Genomic DNA, 22,507 nt, shown 5'->3' on the forward strand with positions numbered 1-22,507 from the left:
GCGATGATGAAAACAGGCACCCTATACGAGCCCCGCACCCCGACCGCGGCTTGACAAACACCATAGGGACACCCCCCATCTGCAGGCGACAACCCCCTGGGGAAAGAGTCCACGCAGTACGATGACAGGAGTAGAAACCAGTCACAGGAGCACCCATGGAAATACCCATTTTCCGCTACCACCCCGACCCTTTCGCAACGGACGCATTCGAACGCAGCGACGACCCTGTGGTGTGCGACTCCTGCGCGCAGGCCACCCATGTTTTCTACAGTGGCCCGTTTTGGGCAGTCAAGTCACCAAATGCCCTGTGCCCCACATGCATCGCCAGCGGACGAGCCGCCAAAATATTTGAGGGCGAGTTCCAGGATGAGTACAACCTAGAAGAAGGTGTCGATGACCCGGACAAACTAGATGAGCTAATCCACCGCACTCCCGGTTTCAGAAGCTGGCAACAGGAATACTGGCGCGCACACTGTGGTGACTACTGCGCCTACCTTGGGGAGACAGGGGCAGATGAGCTCACCGCGCGCGGTATTTTGGATGAAGTTCTTGCTGACCCCACGCTCGACGACAACGCTCGCACCTTTATCAAGGAGTCCGTCAAATACGGTCACGTAGTATCGCACTTGTTCCAGTGCCTCGTGTGCGACAAGTATTTAGTGTGGCCAGACCTGTCCTAACGACTGTCCGGCAGGCTTTCCGGCGCGGACCTTCGCGGTGCGGGCCATCCCGGCGCGGGCCTTCCGGGGGGCTTATCCGTGTATCGAACCGTGTGCTCGCCCACTTCAGCGAGCTTTCAACCTGGGCACAGTCACAGAATTACAAACCCGTAGCCATCAATCAGTTCACAAACAATCATGCCGACTACCTTCTAATCGCCTATGCCATGGCACGCGGGCACACAGTTGCCACCATGGAAAAGTCGCAACCGGGGGCACGAAAACGAATCCTCATACCCGACGTGTGTAAGGCAATGAAAGTAAACACTACCGATACGTTTGGGATGCTCAGAAAGACTGGCGCGCGACTAATTCTGGAGCCTTAATAAGCTGCGGGCGAGTTCCTGCGCTGAAGCCACCCCCAAACGCAGAGCAGACTCACCGCCAAGCATGTCCCATCACCGCACCTGCTAGCCCCGGTGCCAACGATTCATTACCCTGTATCGCGTGACGCACACGAACCAAGGCCACGACTCCCACTCCGGCACGCCAGCCGGCACCCTCGCCGAAACCCCATCCACCTCGCCGGCCAGCGCGAACCTCACCCACGTGCGCTCGCCCGTCCCGGTAATCCTGCTGACCGGATACCTGGGCGCCGGCAAAACCAGCGTGCTGAACAACCTGCTCCGTCACCCCAGCGCGCGAGTGGGAGTGATTGTCAACGACTTTGGTGAACTCAACATCGACGCCGGACTGATCAGCAATCAGGTCAACGAACCAGTCGCCATTTCCGGTGGCTGCATCTGTTGCCTCACCGACGCCGGTGGCCTCGAAGACGCCCTCGCCGCCATGGCCGCACCCAAACACCAACTCGACGCGATCGTGGTTGAAGCCAGCGGTTTCGCCGAACCACTCACCTTAGCCCGCCTGGTCTCCCGCTGGGGCCGAGGTCGTTTCCGCTTAGGCGGCGTCATCGACGTGATCGACGCGTGCGAACATTTTTCCACCGTCGACCAGGGCGGCATCCCACCACTTCGCTACGCAGTTGCCACCCTGGTGCTTGTCAACAAACTCGACCTGATCCCGCCCAACCAACGCGACGCACACATAAGCAAAATCCGCGACCGCGTACACAGTCGCAACCCTCGCGCACACGTCGTGAGCACCGTCCTGGGCAGGATCGACCCGCACCTACTCTTCGACGGCTCACCCGAACCCAACACTCAAACCGCCACAACCTCGGCCGGGGAAACCAGCCCCGCCAACCCCGAGTGGCAACAAACCGAACTTCCCCTCCACGACCTCTTCATGGCCTCCTACCGCGAGCGCGACGAAGCACGCCTCGCCTCGATCGACGCGCCCGCTCACGACCACACCCACGCCCACTCCGTCACCGTGGAGGTTCCCGGCGCGGTCAACGCCGAGGTGGTTCTCGACTTCCTCGAGGACCTTCCGCCGGGTGCGTATCGGGCGAAGGGGTTTGTCACCGTGCCCACCGGCCGGGGCACGCAAGCGTTCGTGGTGCAGGCGGTGGGGCCCAACGTTTTTGCTTCTCGCGCAAAAGACACTGTGGCCGGGAGCGCGCTGGTGGTGATCGGCGCTGACCTGGATGAACACACCGCCGAGGTGGCAACCCGGACCGCTCTAACGGAGCTTCCCGCTGACGGCCCCGCCTCCCCTGGGTTGGAGCGCTTGCGTACCCTGGTGCGGCTCCACAGTTAGCGTGTCAGGTTCGGTACAGGCCACCTGTTCTTGAGCGCATCGCAGCGTTCCTGCTCGCCGTCTTAGCCACGGTGTTCCGGCAGGTGCCTTATGTGGTTGCGGAGCGCGTCGGCAGCGAATCGTGCAGCAGCCTCGCTACCGAAAGTCAGGTGAAAATCGGGATTCGACTCGTACTGGTCCGCGACTCCGAGAACCATCGCGGTGGACTTCTCTTTGTCGCCGGAATGTGTTGGCGTTCCAGGGATTTGAGCGAACCAGTTCATGTGCGCGGTCGCCTGTTCTTGGGCGGCTGTGGAATCGGGCTCGTAGCCAGCTTCCTGGAGTTCGCGCCAACGCGCCAGGAGTGCCTCCGTGTCAGCCTTCCATGTCTGTTGTTCGCGAACGGACTTACCATGCCACCACTGATTTGATGCTTCGAACGCGTCGCGTCCCCAACGTTCAACAACCTCGGCTTCGTAGTCATCGTTGAAGCCCTGGAGCATCACGTCCATCTGAGGTGCGCGACCTTCTCGGCGCATCTTCAACGTGTGCTGAACTGCGGTAATGCGACGCTCAAGTGTCTGCCTGTCCGCTTCTAGTCGCCGAAGGTGGACCTGAAGCGCTTCTATCTCAGCGTTGGGGGTATCCTGCGCGTCGAGTACCGTGGCAATCTCGGTAAGAGCCATCCCTGTGTCTCGAAGGAGAAGGATGTGCTGTAGGCGTGCGACCGACTCGGATCTGTAGTAGCGATAGCCGTTGGACCCGACACGGTCGGGCTGAAGCAGCCCGATGCGATGGTAGTAGCGCAATGCGCGACCGCTTATCCCTGCTCGTTCGGCGAGTTCCTTGACGGTCCACTCCATCACGTACTCCTCGTCACCTCTTAGTCGTCAGCCGCGCCCGGACGGTGCAAGACCAAGGCGAGGCAGAGCCTGCAGCAGGATTTCCGCCGCGGGGGTACGTACGTTTTGCGCCGCGGTCGTGCCTTCGGCTTCGACGTACGCGGCAACCAGCCTCGCTCCGGCAGCATACCCAGCGCCGGTGGGCAGGCCTACCGGCGAACCACCGAAACGTTGTGCTGTGGCATCGCCGAGAACCCACGCCGCGAAGTCCTGCATCCCGGTGATATCAAGCCCGGTCGCGACCTTCGCAAGAACCTGGTCATCAGAGCGGGTCGCATCCGCCACGAAGTGAGTGTATCCAGTGTCGCCGTAGAGTTCTGCGGCGAATGTGTCTGCGAGGCCCTCGGAGATGATGTGCTCCCCAACCGTCACTGTGTTGGGGTTCCATACGATACCGCCGGGCGAATAGCGGACATTGTGATGGAGCTCATGGACGGCGATGGCTTCGAGCCGATCGAGGACGCGCTGGGTGGGCCACACCGTGATTGCTATGTAGCCACTGATTCCGCCGAACCCCGACAAGCCCTGAACCTCATTGAGAAAATGGTCGTTGGTTGGATCGCCGAGCAGGAGCAACACCTTGAGATCTGGCACGATCACGCTCGGATCGGCGTCCTGCAAAGCGGCGACTCCCACCTCAAGCGCCCCAGCGACTCGCCTCCACGCATCAGCCTCCACCAGCATCTTCAAACCCTCGTGTAGCTGGTCCGTAGTGTTCTCCCAGTCGAAACCAAAGTTTTGACGGTGGACGGACGCCATATCTAGCCCGTCAGGAATGAAGTGGTACATGCCGGCCATGGGCGCCCACATCTCTCTCACTAGATCCGCCCGCAGATCGGGGGCTACATTCAAAATCTGCGCCATCGCAGAGGTGCTGTCAATCAATGAAATGGTCATAACGCTTGACTGTAAACATTGACGCTGGGACAAGGTCAACCACCGTCTAATCCAAGGATAATGGTTATCCTTGGATTCAGCGCGTGCACACCAAAGGATAATCATTATCCTTGGGTTCCTAGCTCGTTTTGCCCAGGTTAAACACGATCTTTGGAAAGGTGGCTTGGAAGCCTTTCCGCGTCGAATTTTCGAACTCCCCACAAGCTTCCCACTTAACTTCCCACTCAGCTTCCCAAAGTGTTATGTTGAGTGGGAAGTTAAGTGGGAAGTAAGTGAGCACTCCATGGACACCGAACGCTTAGAGTCAATCGTCCACACACTGCGGCTGGTAGGGACGGACAACCAACCAACCGAAGTCAAGAGCAATGTTGGCAAGTCAATTCGCGAAACCCTCAGCGCGTTCGCAAACGCCAACGGTGGCCTCATCATCCTGGGGCTGGATGAGTCGAACGGCTTTTTACCCGTGAAAGGCTTCGATGCAGCGAAAGCTCAGGACGCACTGGAAACTCGATGCACCCAAACCACACCCCCGGTACGCCCACTCATCGACACAGTTCCCTTTGAAGACTCCTTAGTTGTTGTAGCGGAAGTCAATGAGATGACTTCCGAGGACAAGCCTTGCTACGTCACTGACCAGGGAAAATATGGCGGTAGCTATATACGGGTTGGCGACGGCGACATCCGACTTACGCAATACGAAGTCGACCGTCTCATTGAAGAACGAGTCCAACCCAAATGGGACGAACAACCCGTACCAGAAGCACAACTTGAAGACCTACATTCAGACACCGTGAATGCCTACATGGCTGTTCAGCGCGAACGTCGTCCCAAAACGTTTAACGACGGCATCGAAACCGCAATGAAGCGTCTGCGCATCCTTAAGGACGGACACCCAACCCTGGCGTCCTTGCTGGTCATGGGCGAGTACCCGCAGGAATTCTATCCACGTCTCACGGTGACTTTTGCCAACTTCCCGGGAACAACGAAGGGGTCTGTCACGGAAGGGATTCGACTCCTCGACAGCAAAACCCTCACCGGAACCATCCCTGAGCTCGTCGATGAAGGAATCGAAGTCGTCAAAAACAACATGCGCACGGCCGCACTTATTGGCGAAAAGTACCGCTCGGATTTGCCTGACTACCCTCCTATCGCAGTACGTGAAGCGCTTGTGAATGCCCTCATGCACCGGGATTACTCGCCACACGCGCAAGGTAGCCAGGTGCAAATCAACATGTTCGTTGATCGCCTCGAAATCACGAGTCCGGGAGGACTCTACGGGGGCGTTACCGTAAGAAACCTCGGGAAGCCAGGCGTGAGCTCAACCCGAAACCAACGCCTTTCTTCGTTTCTTGAAGACGTGAAGTTTCACACCGATGGAGGTGGAGCAGGTGTTGTTGCCGAGAACAGGGGCACGGGCATCGCTGTCATTCAACGCTCGCTCGCCGATGCCCTCATGCCACCGCCTGAGTACATCAACCGGCTAGACAGCTTCACCATTGTTTTTCACCGGCGGAGAGTGGCAGAAAAGGAACGCTACGCAAGCGCCTTTGACCAAGTGCTCACCGTGTTGAAGGGTCAGGCCTCTGCCTCCACATCGGAGCTGGTGAAAAGCACAAAACTAAGCCGTACCGCAGTGCAAAAAGCAGTGAACGAACTCATCGCCGAAGGCGTCGTCGAGCGCACCGAACCACTGAGAAGTCCTCGGCAGCGCTACCGCATCAAGACATAGCCAACCAGTAGAAAAACCTCAGCACTACCGCACTCCCCACAAGCTTCCCACTTAACTTCCCACTCAGCTTCCCAAAGTGTTAAGTCGAGTGGGAAGTTAAGTGGGAAGTTGAAAACACTACCCAGCTAAAGCTTCTTCACCTTCAACTTTTGGATCAGCCCGGCCGCGTTAAGTTTCATGGTCACTTCGCGCCCACGCTGCTGACCGTCGCGTTCCGCGCCCCACACTTTCCAGGTGGCCTCGTGCGCATTGATCCACGTGACCTCAATGCCTTCCAGCCCGGCAGCCACCGAACCTTCACCGCCCACGTACTCACGCACCTCGGCCCAGTGCGTCAGACGCTCAGACCTAGGCACATCCATGTCCATGTTGCCCGAAAACACCTGGTCAGCCCCCGAATCATCACACGCAGCAATCATCCGTTCGGCCTGCGCAGCCCGCTCGCGCGCCTCCTCAGACGGCGCAAAACTGCACACCGGGTCCACCGCATACACAACGCCAGCCCCAGCGTCATCATCGCCCGCGCCAGCCCCAGCGGCCCCACCGCCGGAGGCGCCAACACCAGCCCCCGAGGCGCCCGCACCCTTGCGTGCCGGAGTCGCCTCCACCGCTTCAGCCCTGGGCCACGCAACCGATCCGTCACCTCGGTCGCGCACATCCGAAACCAGCGCGTCAAGAGCGTTGGTGGCGACCGCCTCGGCGGGGAAACCCGTCACATTCGCCAACAGCACGACCCCCGTGCCACTTGCCGCATGCCACCTCATGTGCAGCGAAAACCCGGGGTATCCGCCCGAATGCCCGGCACTGTGCCCCAACTGCGTATCGAAATAACACCGCAACCCATACCCGTAGCCGGCTGTCACCACCGCGTCACGGGCGTTGCGCGTGACACTGATGAGCCGTTGCGCTTGTTGCAAGTCGGCCAGAATCCGGCGCCACGTGCGCTGCTCGCGCGGGTTGGCACCCAGGGGAAACTCGCCGAGGTCGCTCCCACCTTCCCCACCGGCCTCACCTGCCACGGTGGCCAGCCCAGCGGCTTCACCAGCCACTCGACCTACCACCGCGCTTCCATCCACAGCCGTCATGAGAACACTGATCCAGCGGGCAACATCAGCCACCGAGGACGCCAACCCACCAATCGCCGAAAACGCACCGGGCAGCGTGAACGGTTGCGGCTCCAACTCTCCCGCCAAGTTCTTCCGATACCCCGTGACCAGCCTGCCAGGATCCAGCTCACGCACATCAAAACCAGTGGACTCCAACCCCAGGGGCGTGAGCAAATGGGTGGCGACCACCTCGGTGAACTCCCGGCCCGTTGCCGCCTCCACGAACGCACCCAACAGCGCGTACCCGTAGTTGGCGTACTCATACCCGGTGCCCGTCACAAAGTTGGTGCCCGCAGGCTGCCTCATCAGGTCACGCATGCCGACGTCACTCAAGGACTCAAGGCGGTCGGCCCATGGGTCGTCATTGGGCAATCCGGTCGACATTGTCAGCGCATCGCGTACCGTCATCCCGGTAGCCCACTGCGATTCCCGCAGGTCAGGCAACCAGTCCACCAACTCGTCATCCAGCGAAGGTGCCGTACCGGATACCGGAATGACACCTCGGCACACGCCCAACACCGCAGCCGCCGTAAAGGACTTCGTCATGGACGCGATCCGGAAGATCGCATCCGGGTCACGCTGGGCAACCAACTGGCCACCGGACACAATCCCGTAGGCCAGCTGCGTGACACCTCCCGCCGATGCCTCAGCCTCTAACTCTTCACACACCTGAGTGAGCACGGACGGGGCGAATGACACGGTCAATCCTTTCGTGAGCGTGGGGGTTGTGGGGGTGACATAAGGACGGGGGTGTGAGTGTTCCGGTTGTGCGCGCAGCTCCCGCCAGCGCAACTACTTTTTGGGCGGGTCCGTCTTGCGCTGTTGAGCCTCAACTTCGTGCCGGTGCAGGTGAGCGTACGAGTCACCCAACAGGGCTTTGAGTCCTTCGGTTCGACTGATCTGCTTCTTCGCGGCCACCGCATAAAGCACGGCACCGATCGCACACCACACACCCAGAATGATGTATTCCGACGGCCACACCAGCGACGACCCCGTGCCCGGCAAAATCGCCCACACGATCACCAGCAACGCACCCACTCCACCGATCGCGGGCAGGAAACCCCAGCGCGTGCGGTATGGGCGCTCCAGCTCCGGATACCGCCGAGGTGTCAAGTACTTCGCCAGCACCACCATGAACCACACGATCCCCAAGTACACCCCTCCGGTGTCCAGGAACCACACCACCGCGCCGGGTCCCAGCCACCCCAGCCCCAGCGTGACGGCCGCGGTTGCAATCAGGGCTTTGCGTGGAGTTCCGGTGCGCTGGTCAATGTCCCCCAGCCGAGGTGGTAACAAGTGGGCGCGCCCCATCGCCACCATGATGCGGGAGCTGGCTACGAACAGGCCTAAGAAGCTGGTCAGCAGGCCAAAGAAAGCGATCAGGTAGGCGCCAGCCCCTAGCCAGGCGAATCCGGCTTCGCGGAATGCCGACACGGTTCCCAAGTCCATTTCTGCCACGTCCTGCCATGGCAACACCCAAGCGGTCGCAGCCAGCACCAGGCAGTAGAAACCTCCGGCAGCAAGGACGGTGAACCCTACGGCGCGGCCAACTTTGCGCGGTGACACGTTGGCGTCCTCAGCTAAAACAGCCACCAGACCAAAACCTGCCAAGAACGTCATGCCGGGAATGATGAAGCGTAGAGTGTCGGCCACCGGTTGCGCATCAGGCGCGTAGGCAGGGAAGAAGTTCTGCGGTGAACCCGTGGTAAACCCCACCACAACCAGCGCCAGACCAATCACGACGATCGCAGCGAACATGGCCATCTGCACTTGCGCGCCCACTTCGATCCCAAACCAGTTGAGCAAGAAGAAAATACCGGTCAGCGCGATACCAATGAGCAGTACGGGCAGGTACACGGTTTCGTCGTTAATGGTGTACAGCGGGATCGTGTTGACCCACGGCACAAAGTTCGCCAGCAGGAAACCAAACGCGGTGACATAGAACGCCAACGACGACACATACGCACCCAACAGCATCCAACCGGTGATGAATGCGGCTCCTCGGCCCATCGAAGTGTAGGAGTACACGACCTCGCCACCGGCACGAGGGAACGTGGTGGTCAGCTCCGAATATGCAAGCGCCACGCACGCAGCCAACAACACACCAGCGATCAGACCAAAAATCACACCGCCAGCGCCGTATTCGGCAAAGAGCTTGGAGTTGGTGTAGATCCAACTCGTGCCCACGACGCCGGCGACGCCGAAGGCTAAGAGCTGGAACATGTTCAAAGACTTCTTAAGTTCCGCCATCATTGTGTCCTTCTATTGGGGTCGACAGTGACCGCAAGCTATTACCTACATCACAGAAAAAATATACATGGTGAAGTAAAAATTCCGCAGGATAAAACTTGGCGCTGAGGATGGTGGGGCTTTGGACGGCTGGGGGTGCGGGCCACGCAAGACTCACAACCCACTCCACTTGCATTCAATTGAACAGTGTTCAAGACTTGTCCCATGTCTGTAGATAATGCTTCACCAGCCACACAGGGCACAGTTGCCCCCACCTCGGCGGGAACACCAACCACCCCGCACTCCCCTAGCACGAACTCCCCTGCCACCTCGGCGGCCCACATCGACCCCGACGCGCTCGCCACGCAGGTGCTCGCTGGGACTCCTGCGACCTCGGAACAGGGGTTGGCAATCCTGCGCACCGCAGACGAAGACCTGCTGGACATCGTCGCCGCCGCGGGACGGGTGCGCCGCAAGCACTTTGGCATGACCGTGAAGGTGAACTACCTGGTCAACCTCAAATCCGGCCTGTGCCCCGAAGACTGCGGGTACTGCTCGCAGCGCCTGGGCTCGGACACGGAGATCCTCAAATACTCGTGGCTGAGCACCAAGGACGCCACCCGCCAAGCGACCTTCGGCATGGAAGGTGGCGCGGGTCGCGTGTGCCTCGTGGCCTCAGGGCGCGGGCCGTCGAACCGTGACATCGACCGGGTTGGCGAAATCACCAAGTCGATCAAGGACTCCAACCCGCAGCTGGAAGTGTGCGCGTGCCTGGGATTCCTCAAGGACAATCAGGCCGAACGCCTCAAGGAGTACGGCGTTGACGCGTACAACCACAACCTCAACACGGCCGAATCGAACTACGAAGAAATCTGCTCCACCCACACGTTCGAACAGCGCACGGACACCGTGAAGAAGGCGAAAGCTGGCGGTTTGTCGCCGTGTTCGGGTCTGATCGTGGGCATGGGCGAATCTGACGAACAGGTTATCGAAGCGATCGACTCCCTGCGCGAACTCGACTCCGATTCGATCCCCGTGAACTTCCTCATCCCGTTCGAAGGCACCCCTATGGAAGGCGTGCACCACCTCACCCCGCAGCACTCGATGCGCATCCTGGCTGCCGTGCGGTTCATGTGCCCTGACAAGGAACTACGCATCGCCGGTGGGCGTGAAATGCACTTGCGTACGCTCCAGCCGCTGAGCCTGCACGTGGCCAACTCGCTGTTCCTGGGCGACTACCTGACCAGTGAAGGCCAGGACGCTATCGCCGACCTCGACATGATCGTCGACGGCGGCTTCTCCATCTTGGGCCAAGAGGACACCAAGGCGTTGCGCGACCAGATCCTGGCCAGCAAAAACGCCCACCTGGCAGCGGTCAACGGCGCCCAGGGTGGCACCGAGGTTGGTGTGGCTGGCGGGGCTGCTGGTTCTGGTTTGCCGTGCGCCGGTGGGGCTGCAGGTAAGCCAGGTGCGGTCCCTGCGGGAACCTCCGCCGAGGCGGCAGCCGGAGCCGCTCCCACCTCGGGCGGGTGCCCCAAGAGCCGCGGAGAGGTGCCGGGAACGCCCACCGTTCCGGTGATCCGCCGCCGAGGTGCCGGCACCGACCTCCCACCCAACGCGTAACTCCCACCTAACGCGTATGTTCAGGCGGCCCGCCCTTGCCGAAGGTTCCGTTACCGACGGTTCCCTTGCCGAGGGTGGGCCGTTGCGACTCCTTCGATTCGCTAGGACATCTTCCGTTCAGACTCGCTTGATTGAATATCGGCATGAGCGAAAAACTGTTTGAACACGAATCAGAAGAATCGATGACCCGCGAGCAGGCGGCGAAGAAGTTGCGCGAACTCGCCGATGCGATCGAACGCCAGAACGAAGTGCGCGTGCAAACGGGCGATCACGACGTCACCGTAGACGTCCCCGACACCGTGAGTTACGAATACGAAATCGAAGTGAAGCAGGGCGGGAAGTCCGAAATCGAGGTCAAACTCGCCTGGAAGTAAGCCTCAGAAGACGCGCTACACATAGGAGTTACTGCGTGAGCCTGAAGTACGATCTCGACAACGTTGACACCGCGTTGCCCATCGACGGAGGTGTGGCAGCGTTTGACCCGGTGAGCCTGCGGTTGGCCGCCCAAGCCCTGTCCGACCGAGGTGGCACCGTCCACCTACTGCCCAATGTGGCTGGTACGCAGTCGCCTATCCTCACTCGGCTCGCCACGGTGGCGGCGGAGCCGGCGGAGGGGATTCCCACCTCGGTCGTTGCCACCGTGGACACCCGCCGATTGCGCTGGGACCTGGGCACTTTTACGCCAGAGGCAATTGACTTCACGGACTATACGGGAGCCACGAAATACGGGGTGGACCTGGGTCGCCTGCCCGTCGCCGACATGGGTGACACGCGAGTCACGTGCGCGGACATGCTCACTGAGAACGACGAGTCTCTGACCGTGTGGTTCGCGGAACTTCCCAACGAGCTCACCAGCGCCGATGCCCGCGCACTCACCGATCTGGCTGTGCGCACGCGAGACAGTTGGGAGGAGGTCGAGCGCTACACTGCCCTGGTCACGATCCCTGCCCAGCAGCTCACGTATGTGGCGTCGCCCCAGGTCAGCCACGTTGACGACTGGGATCTGACGGGTGTGTTGCAGAAGTTCGCGGCGGCTTTCGATGAGACGGGCGCTCGGGTGATCGCGCAGACGGCCATGTTCGCTAGTGCCGCGCTCACGCCTCCGCCGGAGCGTACGTTTGGCGAGCGCGGGCCCGTGGTTCTGTGGTTTACGGAAAAAGGCGCCGAGGTGCCATTCAGCATCATCTACACCTCCAGCCCTGCGTGGTTGAAGGCGGGCACCAAGGTCGATATCGACGGGCTTCAGTTGCCGTAGTGCTGTAGGGCGAAACCGCGCAAAGCGAGCGATACGGCGCATTATATTGCGCAGTTTCGCTCGTTTTGCGCCCTCTGGGCTTGGATATATCCGCCGGAGTCCTACCGACTGAGCGGTCAGGCAACTGAATGCATGGGTTCGTAACGTGAAGCCCGACCCTTACCGACAGCCTTAAGCATTCCACCTTCAACAAGTACATCCAGCATCTTTTTTGCGGTCGTTTGCGAAACCCCGCTAAGGATCCGAAGTTCACCGGTCGAAATCGACGGATGGGACTCTAACCACAAGGCTACGGTCTGATTAACCTGAAACTCATCCGTACTGCGATATTCCAGCACCTTGAAAACAGCGTCAGGTGTCTGCGAGGATTCCACAATTCGTATTGCACCGTCCCCCAGCAACCAAACATCTTGATATTTATTCACCACTGGCTCTCCACCGACCATGGTTTGAACTGCTACCTGAAGCGTGTTTCGAGCCGACTCGTCCGACGCTTGAAGCGCTTTTGCCAGCTTTCGTTCGGTCACGAATGGATGGTGCAATAAGTGGTAAACAAGGATCGCAAGCCGGAAATCTTTTTTTCGCTCAACAGGACGAATGCTGTCCATGAGTTTCACAACTGGAGTCGAGGGTGTTCCCCCCACAAGAGTCGTGCGTACGTATGGCCCCGGAATTTCAATAATTTCAGGAGGGCGGTGACCAAGCGCGATTTGCGATCGGTACATTCGGTCGACACCTACACCTTGCTTATCAACGAGGCCCACCGCCCTGAAAAGATCGGCCAATGCAGGATAACGCGCCGACCGCTGACTCAGAATGTTCGAGGAATTAACTTCACCCACAAATCCACCGGGGCTAACAACTTCCAGGGTGGAATCCGCATCAATCCAACGTACTTCAGTAGGCTCTGAAAGATTCCAGTCACGATGAATGATTCCGTTCAAAATGGCTTCACGAACAGCATCACGTGGCACGCGTCGGACTTGTTGGTCACTTAAACCAGACTTCACGGTGACCCTCGTATTCATAACATCAAGAGCACCTTCTATCTTTGAAATTTGCTCTGCCAATGAATCCCCCGCGTGCCCCGCAACTCTATTAAGAACCGAGCCACCGGGAACATCAAATTCAGTGAGTTCCACTGCCACATGTTCCACCGAACACAGAAGAAGAGCAGCAGCTTCAGAGAGTTTTCCATCACTGCGAAGCGCCCCGATAAAACGCAAGAACTCTTCGTCGGTCCTACGCAACTCGTCATGACCGAGCCATTCTTGAGTGATTCGCATCGCTGCTGGCCGGACATCTTCAGGACCGAAAGCAGAAGGCTGAGCCATAAAGTCGTAATTTCGCATGCTCTCGCGGACCTGCCACCATTCTGTGCGATCAACAGGCTTGCACTGGTCACCAACTCGCCAGCGGATTCTTCCGCCTTCGTCCTCAATAGGTTCGTGTGATTCCGCGACGAATAAAACAAGTACACGTTGCCCATCAATGAGCCGTTCTTGAATGTCTGGTGCGACATCAATACTTCTGAAGATCCGTTCACGCAACCAATCAATGTCGAGCTCAGTGCCGATGATCTTTCCCGTCTTATCTTCGACACCGAAGATCAACGCTCCCCCGCCTGGACTGTTGGCCATGCACGCCACCTCATTAGCTAACTTGGTTGCAGCTTGGGGATTAGTACGTTCACCAGCATGAATCTGTCCGTCTTGCGCACGCCGATTCGCTTCCTCTTTGAAGTCGATCGCCTGTGTTTCTTGTGTGCAGCTGAGGTATCCATCTTGATGTGTTTCAAGAATTGCTTGAACCTGTTGTTCAAGCTCTTTTCGTCGCTTTGCAAGTCCAGTACGCACCATGCGCCACTCCATTAATCTCACACCGATTCGCGAAATCATTGATCACTGTGAGATTAGCACGCCTCTAATCTCACAGTGAATCGCCGATTTGGAGATTAGTGTGAGATTAGGACTCCTCTAATCTCACAGTGAATCGCCGATTTGGAGATTAGTGTGAGATTAGGACTCCTCTAATCTCACACTCACCCTCGTGTGCACTTTATTCCTCACACAGTCGCACCCTGTTCCGAACGTTCCGAAACACGCGGAAGGGACGACGACCTCGGGCTGGTTTCCGAGCCACGCACCCGGTTCACGCGGTACCAACGCAACGCAAGCCCCAGGCCAAACAAACACAGCGCCGGCAGAATCCCCACAACCGGCGAGATCAGCCACTCGAACCCCGGCCGGATCACCAGGTGACCCTCCATGACAAGCGGGTTGACCGTGACGTCCTCGACCGCATGTAGCAGCACCAGTGGCCAGATCGACCCCGCGAGCCGAAACAGCTCCGCAAACAGTACGCCCCACAGCACCATCACACCGCACGCGAAAAGCGCAAACACGGGACGTGACACGTCCATCACGGTGCGCATCTGCTCTTCCGGCAAGAAGAACAGGTAGTACGGCAAGTGCCACAGGCCCCACACGCCACCGCTGATTGCGTACACCAGCCAGTCGCTGGCTCGGCGATCCATCTCACCCACAAAGAAGCCTCGCCACACGGATTCTTCGCAAATGTTTTTCACGAACATCGCGATGAATGGGACGGCCACTGCTCCGCTGAGGGCGGTAAGGCCAATCCCGTTGAACGTGGCGATGCCCGAACCCACACCCGCGACACTCGACAGCACGCAGATAACTGGGTACACCAACAGTGCGAGCACGTACCACGGCCACGACTGTTTGAACCGCGGGTTCCACCGACCCGGCACGCTCACTTGTTTTGTCACTCGAGCGACAACTACCAGCAGAAACGGAGTGATCAGCCAGATCAGTGAGCCCAGTGAATCCACAGAGTTTCGTTGTCCTAGAAGTTCGTTGATTCCCACGCCGATCCATCCGCTAGCCAATGTGACGATTGTGATTCCGATAAACCAATTCATGACGAGCCCTCCCCCAGAGCTTCGAATGCGAGCACCTCACTCGCATATGTCTATGCGATATGTCTATCAGATATGTTTAAGCGACACAAGGGGTACTCTTGATGTCATGGCACACGTGATTCTGGGGTTACTTCTCTTGGGCAATATGAGTCTCTACGACCTCATCAAAGCTATGGAGCAGGGAACATCGTTGTTCTACTCGGCCAGCGCCGGCAGCATTAAGCGCGCGCTCGACGGCTTACTCAAACGCGGTGACGTCCACGTGGTATCGCAAGAAACCACGGGGCGGAAGCGCAAAATCTACGGCATCACACCCCAGGGACGCACAACTTTTCACACTTGGATGATGTCACCTCCGGAAAACGCAGACCTTGATGCGGCGGCGCTCACCCGCATCTACTTCCTGGGGCTTCTGGATGAACCCGAACGCGTCACCGTCTTGGAATCGATTCGTGACGCGGTCTCACGTTCGGCCACGACCCTTGAACACACACAAGCGCAGGTGGAAGGCCAGAGCGTGCCAGCAGAACTCGCATCAATTGCGCACTACACCAAGGCCACGCTGGACTATGGAATTCGCACGCACAACACCGCGCTCACATGGCTGGAAGAACTCATCGCTCAGGCGCAGGCTGATGTGAAGTAACGGCGCAAAGTCGCGGGCTGTGCGGAAACTCTTTTACACCTCGGGAAGGGTACTTTCGCTTCGTTTCGCTACAGTCCAGTTCGATTTTGCGTGTCGACTGTAGCGAAAAGCACCTAAAACAGTGACGTAGGTCATTAAATAGGGGTCTAATGACGTCGTTTGGATACAGTCGAAAAGTTGGACTGTATCCAAACGACTTTCCGGGCAAGAGAACCAGCCCGAGGTGGCACCAGACCACCCAGCCCTCTACATCTCCAGCAGGTTCTGTGCGTTGTTCGGGTCGGAGACCAGCTCATCAACCTGCGCGTTACCGTTCTGCCGCTCCAAATAAGGCTGCGCCCGGTCAACCTGCGACTTCAACACGTCAATCGTTTGCGCGAAGTTCTTGTTCGCCTCAACGCGGAACTGGTCGATCCCGTCCATGGTCTTGAACACGCTATCGAACGCCCGGTTAAGCGTCTCAACAGCAACACCGGACTCCACCGCCTGCTTCTGCGTGCGCACCGAATTCTGCGCAAGCATGTCTGACGTGCGGTTGATCAGGTCGTTCGTAGTCTTGTTGACCGCGTCAATCTGGTCCAGCACCAGCTTCTGGTTCTCCAGCGCCTCAGCCGTGATCACCGCGGTCCGCAGTGCCGTCACCGTGGTGGTCTTGGCCCGATCCACACCCTGGATGAGCTGGCGGTTGTTCGCGTCGATGATACCCATGGACAGGTAGCTCTGGATGGTCACAGCGATCTGCGTCTGAATGTCCTGACGACGCTGACGCACAGCAAACAACAGGTCCTTCTCCAGGATCCCAGCCTGCTCGACCTGACCCTCAGACTTCAGGCTTTCAATCTTGCCCACAACCTGCTCGTCGATCTGCTCCAACAAGCCTTCCGCACGCTGTAGCTCGTGCAGGTCCTCCCACAAGTTGCGACGCTCCACGGCAAGCTCCGCGTTGTCCCGTTGCAACTGTTCCTGGCCCGCATCCAAGGACCGCAACACCGAATTCAACTGCTTCTGGTTCGACTCAAAACTGTTGAAGTACTTCTTGACCGCGTTAAACCCGGGCACCCACCCCAGGGCCTTCTGCGCAAACGTCTTTTCCGACGGCGCCAGGTCGTTCATCACGGTGCGCAGCTCCAACAGTGAACTCGACACCTGCTGCTGGCTCTTGCTGCCTTCCGCCTTGGCGTCACGCATCGACTTCTCCATGAACCGGCTGGACGTCCGCGCGGTGGACTCGAACGTTTTACGCGCCACGTTCCCAATCGCAATAATCTGCGTCTGGAACTCCTGGCTGTGCGGATTCAACGCCGCCACGGTGTTCAACCACTTTTCAGCACGCTGGCTCAGCTCAGTGGAAACCGCCTGGTCCAAGGGTTCCAACATGCCAAGCGCTTTGTCGTCCTTGACTTCCTCAACGGGTGGTTCGGCTACGGGTGCTGGAGCTGGTTCTGGTGGTTGCAGAGTCATGACGGTCCTTTCGGGTGGGTGTTACGTAGGTCTTAAGTGGGTCTAGATATCAATAATCGACGGGCTATCCGAAGCTTTCAGTCGCCTGCGCAAGAACTCCGAATGCACTTCCAACGAGTGGCTCACACCGCGCACCACGTCCTGCTCCAGCTGTTCCAGAGTCTCGCTCATCACGCCGAACTCACTGTGGATCGTCTCCAGATTGTTCTGTACATCCTTCAACGCGCCCCCGCTGAACTTCGCCAGGAAGTCGAACGTGTCATCCACCGCGTCCATGAGCTCCGGAATGTACCGGCAGGCGATTCCTTCCAGCATGAGCAGGTCCCCGTCACTGGGGTCGCGCTCTTGCACGGCCTCAGTCTGGGCCAACCCTTCGATCCGGGTGAGGATCCCAGCCAGCTGGTCTAACACCTCGGCCGGCCGTGAGGCTCCCCCATACCTGCCCGAGGCGGCATCCCCTCCCGAGGTGGCATCCCCTCCCGAGGCGGCCCCCGCCCCGCCCTGTGCGCGCATGTTCCGCTTGATTTGGGGCAGTTCGCCACGCCATTCTTCGAGTTTGTGCCGCACGTCGCGGGTGGAGTTCAGCACGTTTTCTAGCAGGGTGGCGGTGCTTTCGTTGACCTCTTCCGAGGTGGTTACCAGCAGGCTGGGCGCGGGACTGACCGCGTGGAGGAATACACCTACAGCGGTGGCCATTGCGCCCCCTGCAACGACGGCGATACCTGCGACCCCAACGGCGCCGGCAAAACTACCCAGCCCCAAAACGGCAGTAGTTGCCCCCAGCAGCACTCCACTGGCGCCAGCGATCATGGCCTGAGTGCGAGTTTTCACAGGTAGCCTCGGATGTCCTTAAACGCGGCGGTGAGGTCGGCATTTCCGTCGAACACGCGGCCGCCGGTGAGCGAGACCAGTTGCTCCAGTTCGTCTGAATCTGCGTTGCCAAAGCTCACTGCGAACACGGGGATCCCGTCGACGCCCTGATTTTGGGTGTACCAGTTTCTAAACTCGTCGAATGAGATACCGTGTTCGTTCATGCCGTCGGTGAACACCACCACTGAGGTGATCTTGTCGTCCGACTTTTCTTTTGCCGCGGATTTCAGGGTGGTTTGGAGCGTGGAGTAAATGGCTGTTCCGCCGTCTGCGTTCAGCGTCTGGATCTTGGCGTCGATGTCCTTGCGTACCTTGTCAGTGTTACCTTCGTCAGTCAGTTTGTAACTCTCGGTGCTCTTGACCTCGTGCGAAAACTCCACCAAGTTGAGTGTTTCGCGTGGCTGGATTGCCAGGAAGCGTTCGGTGTCGTTTTGTGCGCTGGTTCCGCTCAGGATTCCAAGTGCTTTTTTGAGTTGTTCCAGTCGGTCTCCGCGCATGGATCCCGAGGTGTCAATCTGGAAGAACATCGTGGCGGGTTTGCGTCCGTTGGCCACCCACGCTCCAAGGAGTTTTTGTACCGTGTCCAGGGTTGCTGGGTACGGGGTTTCGAACGTGGCGGGGAAGTCATCAGGGTTGGATACCTTGGTGCGCCGGTGCGTTTCGTCCGTGATCCGCTGCTGGACTTCGTCACTGAGCAGGTGTTCGGTGACCTTGTTGAATTTTTCCTTGGTTTCGTCATCTGCCCCGTTGAGCAGGGTCAGTGGGTAGTCTGCCGTGACAACCCCGTCCGAAGGGGCGATCAGCACGGGCTTCTGGCCCCCAAAGTCCATGCCTTTGAGTACGGATTCGTAGTTGAAGATTCCGTCTGCTTTGGACTGGTCTTGTGCGAAGGCTTCCGCTAGCCATCCTGAACTTCCCGAGGTGAGAGAGGTTCCCTTGGAGAATTTGGAAAGTCCTTCTGTGGCGGCTTCGACGTCTTTGGTCTGTAGAGCGTTACCTGAACCAGAGAGCGCTGTTGCAGCTTCCAGAACAGTTGAGAAACCGGAGTTGGACGACAGCGGGCTGGTCATGCCGAACTTCAGGTCACCTTTTTCTGCTGCTTCTGCAACGTCGGCCCACGCTGGTTGCTTGTCTTCTGACCAGCCAAGTTGCTTAGCTTTTTCTGGCTTGAGGCCCAGCACAACAGGCGAGGACATGATGGACTTTTCTTCACCGACAAGCGATTTCGACTGCTCAAACAACGACAGGTAGTAGTTGGATGGGAACCATGTGAGGTCGAAATCGCCCTTGCCTTCGTTGACCAGCTTTTCGGTTCCTTCAAGGGTTCCCGCGTAGGTGATGTCGAAACTTACACCGGTTTCTTTTTCCATGTCGTTAAGAATCGGTTCTAAGTCTTTGACTTCGGAACCTGCCAGGACTTTCAGGCTGTTTGCGTTTCCTCCGAAACCGCCAATTCCACCGTCGCACGCAGCCGTCACGAACGTGAGCATACCCACGGTCAGCACAGCGATCAGGGTGCGGATGATGTGCCAGCGCTTGGTTTTCGTGCTGGTTGCAGACCTAGTTGGCCAAGTCATAGCGTCTCCCGATGTTGTCAACAAGGAACGTGGTGATTTCACTGGATGGCACTTGCGCCAGTTCAACGAAGTCGCCGGCGGGGCGGTACCGGTCGCTCAGGTTCTTTTCTTGCACCCAGTTGTCGAAAGTAGCGGAGTGCGGGCCGTTGCTCCGGAACCCGTGTTCGGCGAGGAGCTTGGCCAGTTCTTCGTCATTGGACAGAAGTTCCATGACTTTGTCGCCGTTTTCCGTAAACGTCACAGCAGTGTGCGTGGAGAAGACCGTAGGACTTGGGTATGCGAGCACCATGTTGTCACGGATGCGTGAGTTCTGTGCGGTTTCTTCTCCCAGGAACTGACCTTCATACGCGATGACCATGGGCGCTTCACCCATCCCGCGACTCAGGTAACGTTCAAACGGAGCGGCTGACGACCCTTGCGCGTACCCCTGGTTGAGGAAGAGTTTGGATAGGTCATCGACTTGTGCTTCAGCCGCACCTTTGTCGGTGACGACTGAGTTGTTGTTCATGACGTAGCTGGCCAGCGTCATGTACATCACCGCGGAGTTGGACTTGCGGATGTCAGTGCTGGTGATGAGCACGTTGCGTTGGGGCTTGTACGCCTTGTTGTCTTTCAGGTCGCTCCACCGTTTGTTCTCTTTAACCAGTTCCAGGTACTTGGCCATGTCGATTTCCCAAATGCCCCGGTTTTCATGGGCAACGCCGTTCTTAGCCAAGACCTGAACTACGGGTTCAAAGGTTGCAATTGCGATGGGCGAGAAGAACGGCGTGTATGTGTTTCGTGCTTTGTCTTTGAATGCTTTTTGAACCGCCTGACCAGCGGATTCAGATGATGGGAAAGCGAAGTCGTTATTAGTCGTGGCTTCGTTTTGCGCCATAGCAAGTGATCCTGCGGTCGTCACTTTCACTGTGAAGCCTTTGTTGGCGAACGCTTCGACCACGCGCGGGTCTTTAAAGAAGGCTTCCTTTTCGCTACCTACAACCGCTGTGACTTCGGTTTTCGGTTTGCCAAAGATGCTAAAGCCAAAACGATCGGCGACGGCGATCCCCAACACCGCTACTAGAAGAACGATGACGGTCGCACCAGCGATGGCAGCGATTCTTTTGTTTTTCATAGTACTTCTTAAGGTTAAAGACGCTTGGTGAACGGTTAGTTAACTCGCGACCCCTTAGACGTGACGGGGCGCGGGTAGCTGCTACCACCTCGGGCTGGGGGCGGGGGCGTCTGTGGCTACTGGCGGATGAAGTCCATAGCGTCAAGACGGGCAAGGGTGGCAGCGAGGACGCTCACGCCGTTGGCAATGTCCGAGGTGTGGCTGAACTCTTCGGGGCAATGCGAGCGACCGTCAACGCTGGGCACGAAAATCATGCCCATGGGACCAAGTGCGGCCATGTGTTGCGCGTCGTGCCCAGCACCGGAAGGTATCGCTTCCCAGGTGAGCCCAGCAGTTTGAGCGGCGTTGGCGATTTCGTCGCGGATCGCCGGAACCGTGGGGACCGCCTCCATCGTCTCGAGCCACTCGATATCCACCTCGACACCTCGGGCTTGGGCTTCCTGGGCGATCTGCTCAGCGATGTTGCGCTGAGCGACACCCAACCAGTCGCTGTCAACGGAGCGGAACTCCGCTTCCAGTTTTGCCCGGCCCGGCACCACGTTGAGCGCGCCGGGCCATGCGTCCATTCGGCCCACAGTTCCTACCCCGTGATTGGGGGCGCCGCACGTGACCCGTTCGACCGTCAACGCCGAGGCGGCCGCGGCCATGAGAGCATCGTGGCGCACGTCCATAGGTGTGGTGCCCGCGTGGTCGTTGCGCCCACTGAACTGGGCAATGAAACGCGAGATTCCCGTAATCGCTGTAACCACACCGATCTGAGTGTTGTGACGTTCGAGCTGTGGCCCCTGTTCAATGTGCAATTCAATATAGGCGTGGAAGGAGCCGGGCTGCCACGCGTTGCTAAGCGCAGCGTTGGGGTCCACACCAAAGCGTGCCAAGGCATCGCCAAATTTTGTACCGTTGGGGTCGGTGTAGTCCAGCATTGCCGGGGTCACGCCTCCCACCAGGGTGTTTGATCCCACGCACATGGTTCCAAAGTCGTTGGCTTCTTCGCCTAAGAAGTCGATGACAATGAGGTCACGTTCGAAACGCGTTCCTGCACGACGCATCGCTTCGACCATTTCAATGGCACCCAGTACGCCCACGATTCCGTCGAACCGGCCACCGGAAGCAACTGTGTCCGTATGCGAGCCCGTGACTAGCGGTTTGAGCCTAGTACCACGCTCACTGGCCAGTCCAGGCAGGCGACCGATGATGTTGCCCGCGCCGTCGGTATGGACTTCCAAGCCTGCGCTCTTCATGCGGTTTGCTACAAATTCGCGGGCCGCCTTGTACGGTTCGCTGAGCACTTGGCGGGTCCAGCCACCTTGCGCTGAGTCAGTGTAAGTGGACAGTTGGTTGATTGCTGATTCCAGTGCTTCGGCATCAGGTTCAATGGGCCGGTGGGTGCTGGGCTTTACGGCACCGGTGCTGGGCTCGGGCTTTGAATTCTGCGTCATTGCTCAACCTCACTGTCGTAGCGTGGACTCTTTCGGTATTGGTTCCCGATCGTAGCCATGGGCGGTTCCAAGCGAGGTTCGTGTCCAGACTGTAGTTCTTGATGTGCTTTGCGTGTGGGGTCTAAGTGTCGTAGGTCCGACCCGCTTGGATGCGTTTGGCTACAGTCGAGCACCGGAAACGCGCTCGACTGTAGCGAAACAGCCAGTTTTTTTCACTTTGAGCGAACAAAACCGGTCATTTGGATACAGTCCAAGATCTGAACTGTATCCAAACGCAGTTTTCACCCAACTCTCACCACCCGAGCCACCACCCCAGAACTACCACCCAATCAACCTTTTGGTGGATTCCACGTTC

Annotated in this window: 19 protein-coding genes; 8 read left to right on the forward strand and 11 right to left on the reverse strand. The window is 58.5% G+C overall.

What is annotated here, in order from left to right:
• Positions 1 to 155: 155 nt before the first annotated feature.
• From QP868_RS08415 to QP868_RS08420, 3 genes are all read left to right on the forward strand, one after another.
• Entirely contained in the window at positions 156 to 680 is a 525-nt protein-coding gene (locus QP868_RS08415; RefSeq protein ID WP_284926131.1) for a CbrC family protein, read from the forward strand.
• A 92-nt stretch (positions 681 to 772) separates the two neighbouring features.
• On the forward strand, positions 773 to 1,045 hold the full coding sequence (locus QP868_RS12110; protein ID WP_350309990.1) for a DUF4411 family protein: 273 nt from the start codon (positions 773 to 775) through the stop codon (positions 1,043 to 1,045).
• 121 nt (positions 1,046 to 1,166) lie between these two features.
• Positions 1,167 to 2,381: a CobW family GTP-binding protein gene (locus QP868_RS08420; protein ID WP_284926132.1), complete on the forward strand. Its 1,215-nt coding sequence runs from the start codon at positions 1,167 to 1,169 to the stop codon at positions 2,379 to 2,381.
• 62 nt (positions 2,382 to 2,443) lie between these two features.
• Here QP868_RS08420 and QP868_RS08425 read toward each other — a convergent pair whose 3' ends face one another.
• A complete protein-coding gene (locus QP868_RS08425; RefSeq protein ID WP_284926176.1) occupies positions 2,444 to 3,223 on the reverse strand; it encodes a MerR family transcriptional regulator in 780 nt (259 codons plus the stop codon).
• Between the two features lie 27 nt (positions 3,224 to 3,250).
• A complete protein-coding gene (locus tag QP868_RS08430; protein WP_284926133.1) occupies positions 3,251 to 4,159 on the reverse strand; it encodes a DUF2268 domain-containing putative Zn-dependent protease in 909 nt (302 codons plus the stop codon).
• A 283-nt stretch (positions 4,160 to 4,442) separates the two neighbouring features.
• On the opposite strand from QP868_RS08430, the gene QP868_RS08435 reads away from it, so the two are divergent.
• Positions 4,443 to 5,888 carry an ATP-binding protein gene (locus QP868_RS08435; RefSeq protein WP_284926134.1) on the forward strand — a complete coding sequence of 482 codons (1,446 nt, stop codon included), beginning with the start codon at positions 4,443 to 4,445 and terminating at the stop codon, positions 5,886 to 5,888.
• Between the two features lie 125 nt (positions 5,889 to 6,013).
• On the opposite strand, the gene QP868_RS08440 is transcribed toward QP868_RS08435, so the two are convergent.
• Both QP868_RS08440 and QP868_RS08445 read right to left on the reverse strand, forming a co-directional pair.
• Positions 6,014 to 7,693, reverse strand: a complete 1,680-nt coding sequence (locus tag QP868_RS08440) for a serine hydrolase domain-containing protein (protein WP_284926135.1) — start codon at positions 7,691 to 7,693, stop codon at positions 6,014 to 6,016.
• 93 nt (positions 7,694 to 7,786) lie between these two features.
• Positions 7,787 to 9,247 (reverse strand): APC family permease, encoded by a 1,461-nt coding sequence (locus QP868_RS08445; protein WP_284926136.1) that lies wholly within the window; start codon positions 9,245 to 9,247, stop codon positions 7,787 to 7,789.
• Between the two features lie 201 nt (positions 9,248 to 9,448).
• Here QP868_RS08445 and bioB point away from each other — a divergent pair, with 201 nt between their 5' ends.
• The 3 genes from bioB (at position 9,449) to QP868_RS08460 (ending at position 12,101) form a co-directional block, all read left to right on the forward strand.
• Entirely contained in the window at positions 9,449 to 10,846 is a 1,398-nt protein-coding gene (gene bioB, locus QP868_RS08450; protein WP_284926137.1) for a biotin synthase BioB, read from the forward strand.
• A 143-nt stretch (positions 10,847 to 10,989) separates the two neighbouring features.
• On the forward strand, positions 10,990 to 11,220 hold the full coding sequence (locus QP868_RS08455) for an amphi-Trp domain-containing protein (RefSeq protein WP_204515242.1): 231 nt from the start codon (positions 10,990 to 10,992) through the stop codon (positions 11,218 to 11,220).
• Between the two features lie 35 nt (positions 11,221 to 11,255).
• On the forward strand, positions 11,256 to 12,101 hold the full coding sequence (locus tag QP868_RS08460) for a hypothetical protein (RefSeq protein ID WP_284926138.1): 846 nt from the start codon (positions 11,256 to 11,258) through the stop codon (positions 12,099 to 12,101).
• A gap of 116 nt (positions 12,102 to 12,217) precedes the next feature.
• Here QP868_RS08460 and QP868_RS08465 read toward each other — a convergent pair whose 3' ends face one another.
• Complete coding sequence (locus QP868_RS08465) at positions 12,218 to 13,999, reverse strand: DUF5635 domain-containing protein (RefSeq protein WP_284926139.1); 1,782 nt, start codon at positions 13,997 to 13,999, stop codon at positions 12,218 to 12,220.
• A 167-nt stretch (positions 14,000 to 14,166) separates the two neighbouring features.
• Positions 14,167 to 15,045 (reverse strand): CPBP family intramembrane glutamic endopeptidase, encoded by an 879-nt coding sequence (locus QP868_RS08470; protein WP_284926140.1) that lies wholly within the window; start codon positions 15,043 to 15,045, stop codon positions 14,167 to 14,169.
• Between the two features lie 106 nt (positions 15,046 to 15,151).
• Between QP868_RS08470 and QP868_RS08475 the strand changes: the two genes are divergently transcribed.
• Positions 15,152 to 15,691 (forward strand): PadR family transcriptional regulator, encoded by a 540-nt coding sequence (locus QP868_RS08475; RefSeq protein WP_284926141.1) that lies wholly within the window; start codon positions 15,152 to 15,154, stop codon positions 15,689 to 15,691.
• A gap of 246 nt (positions 15,692 to 15,937) precedes the next feature.
• Here QP868_RS08475 and QP868_RS08480 read toward each other — a convergent pair whose 3' ends face one another.
• The 5 genes from QP868_RS08480 to QP868_RS08500 all read right to left on the reverse strand — a co-directional run bounded on the left by QP868_RS08480 (position 15,938) and on the right by QP868_RS08500 (position 22,152).
• Entirely contained in the window at positions 15,938 to 17,152 is a 1,215-nt protein-coding gene (locus QP868_RS08480; protein WP_284926142.1) for a toxic anion resistance protein, read from the reverse strand.
• Between the two features lie 42 nt (positions 17,153 to 17,194).
• Positions 17,195 to 17,983 carry a hypothetical protein gene (locus QP868_RS08485; RefSeq protein ID WP_284926143.1) on the reverse strand — a complete coding sequence of 263 codons (789 nt, stop codon included), beginning with the start codon at positions 17,981 to 17,983 and terminating at the stop codon, positions 17,195 to 17,197.
• Positions 17,980 to 19,599: a substrate-binding and VWA domain-containing protein gene (locus QP868_RS08490; protein WP_284926144.1), complete on the reverse strand. Its 1,620-nt coding sequence runs from the start codon at positions 19,597 to 19,599 to the stop codon at positions 17,980 to 17,982. The genes QP868_RS08485 and QP868_RS08490 overlap by 4 nt, the downstream gene beginning before the upstream one ends.
• Positions 19,583 to 20,713 (reverse strand): hypothetical protein, encoded by a 1,131-nt coding sequence (locus QP868_RS08495; protein WP_284926145.1) that lies wholly within the window; start codon positions 20,711 to 20,713, stop codon positions 19,583 to 19,585. The genes QP868_RS08490 and QP868_RS08495 overlap by 17 nt, the downstream gene beginning before the upstream one ends.
• 116 nt (positions 20,714 to 20,829) lie before the next feature.
• Positions 20,830 to 22,152, reverse strand: coding sequence for a M20 family metallo-hydrolase (locus QP868_RS08500; RefSeq protein WP_284926146.1), 1,323 nt, complete (start codon positions 22,150 to 22,152; stop codon positions 20,830 to 20,832).
• Between the last annotated feature and the right edge of the window lie 355 nt (positions 22,153 to 22,507).

This window comes from Brevibacterium sp. UMB1308A (assembly GCF_030230605.1).
Taxonomy (GTDB): Bacteria; Actinomycetota; Actinomycetes; order Actinomycetales; family Brevibacteriaceae; genus Brevibacterium.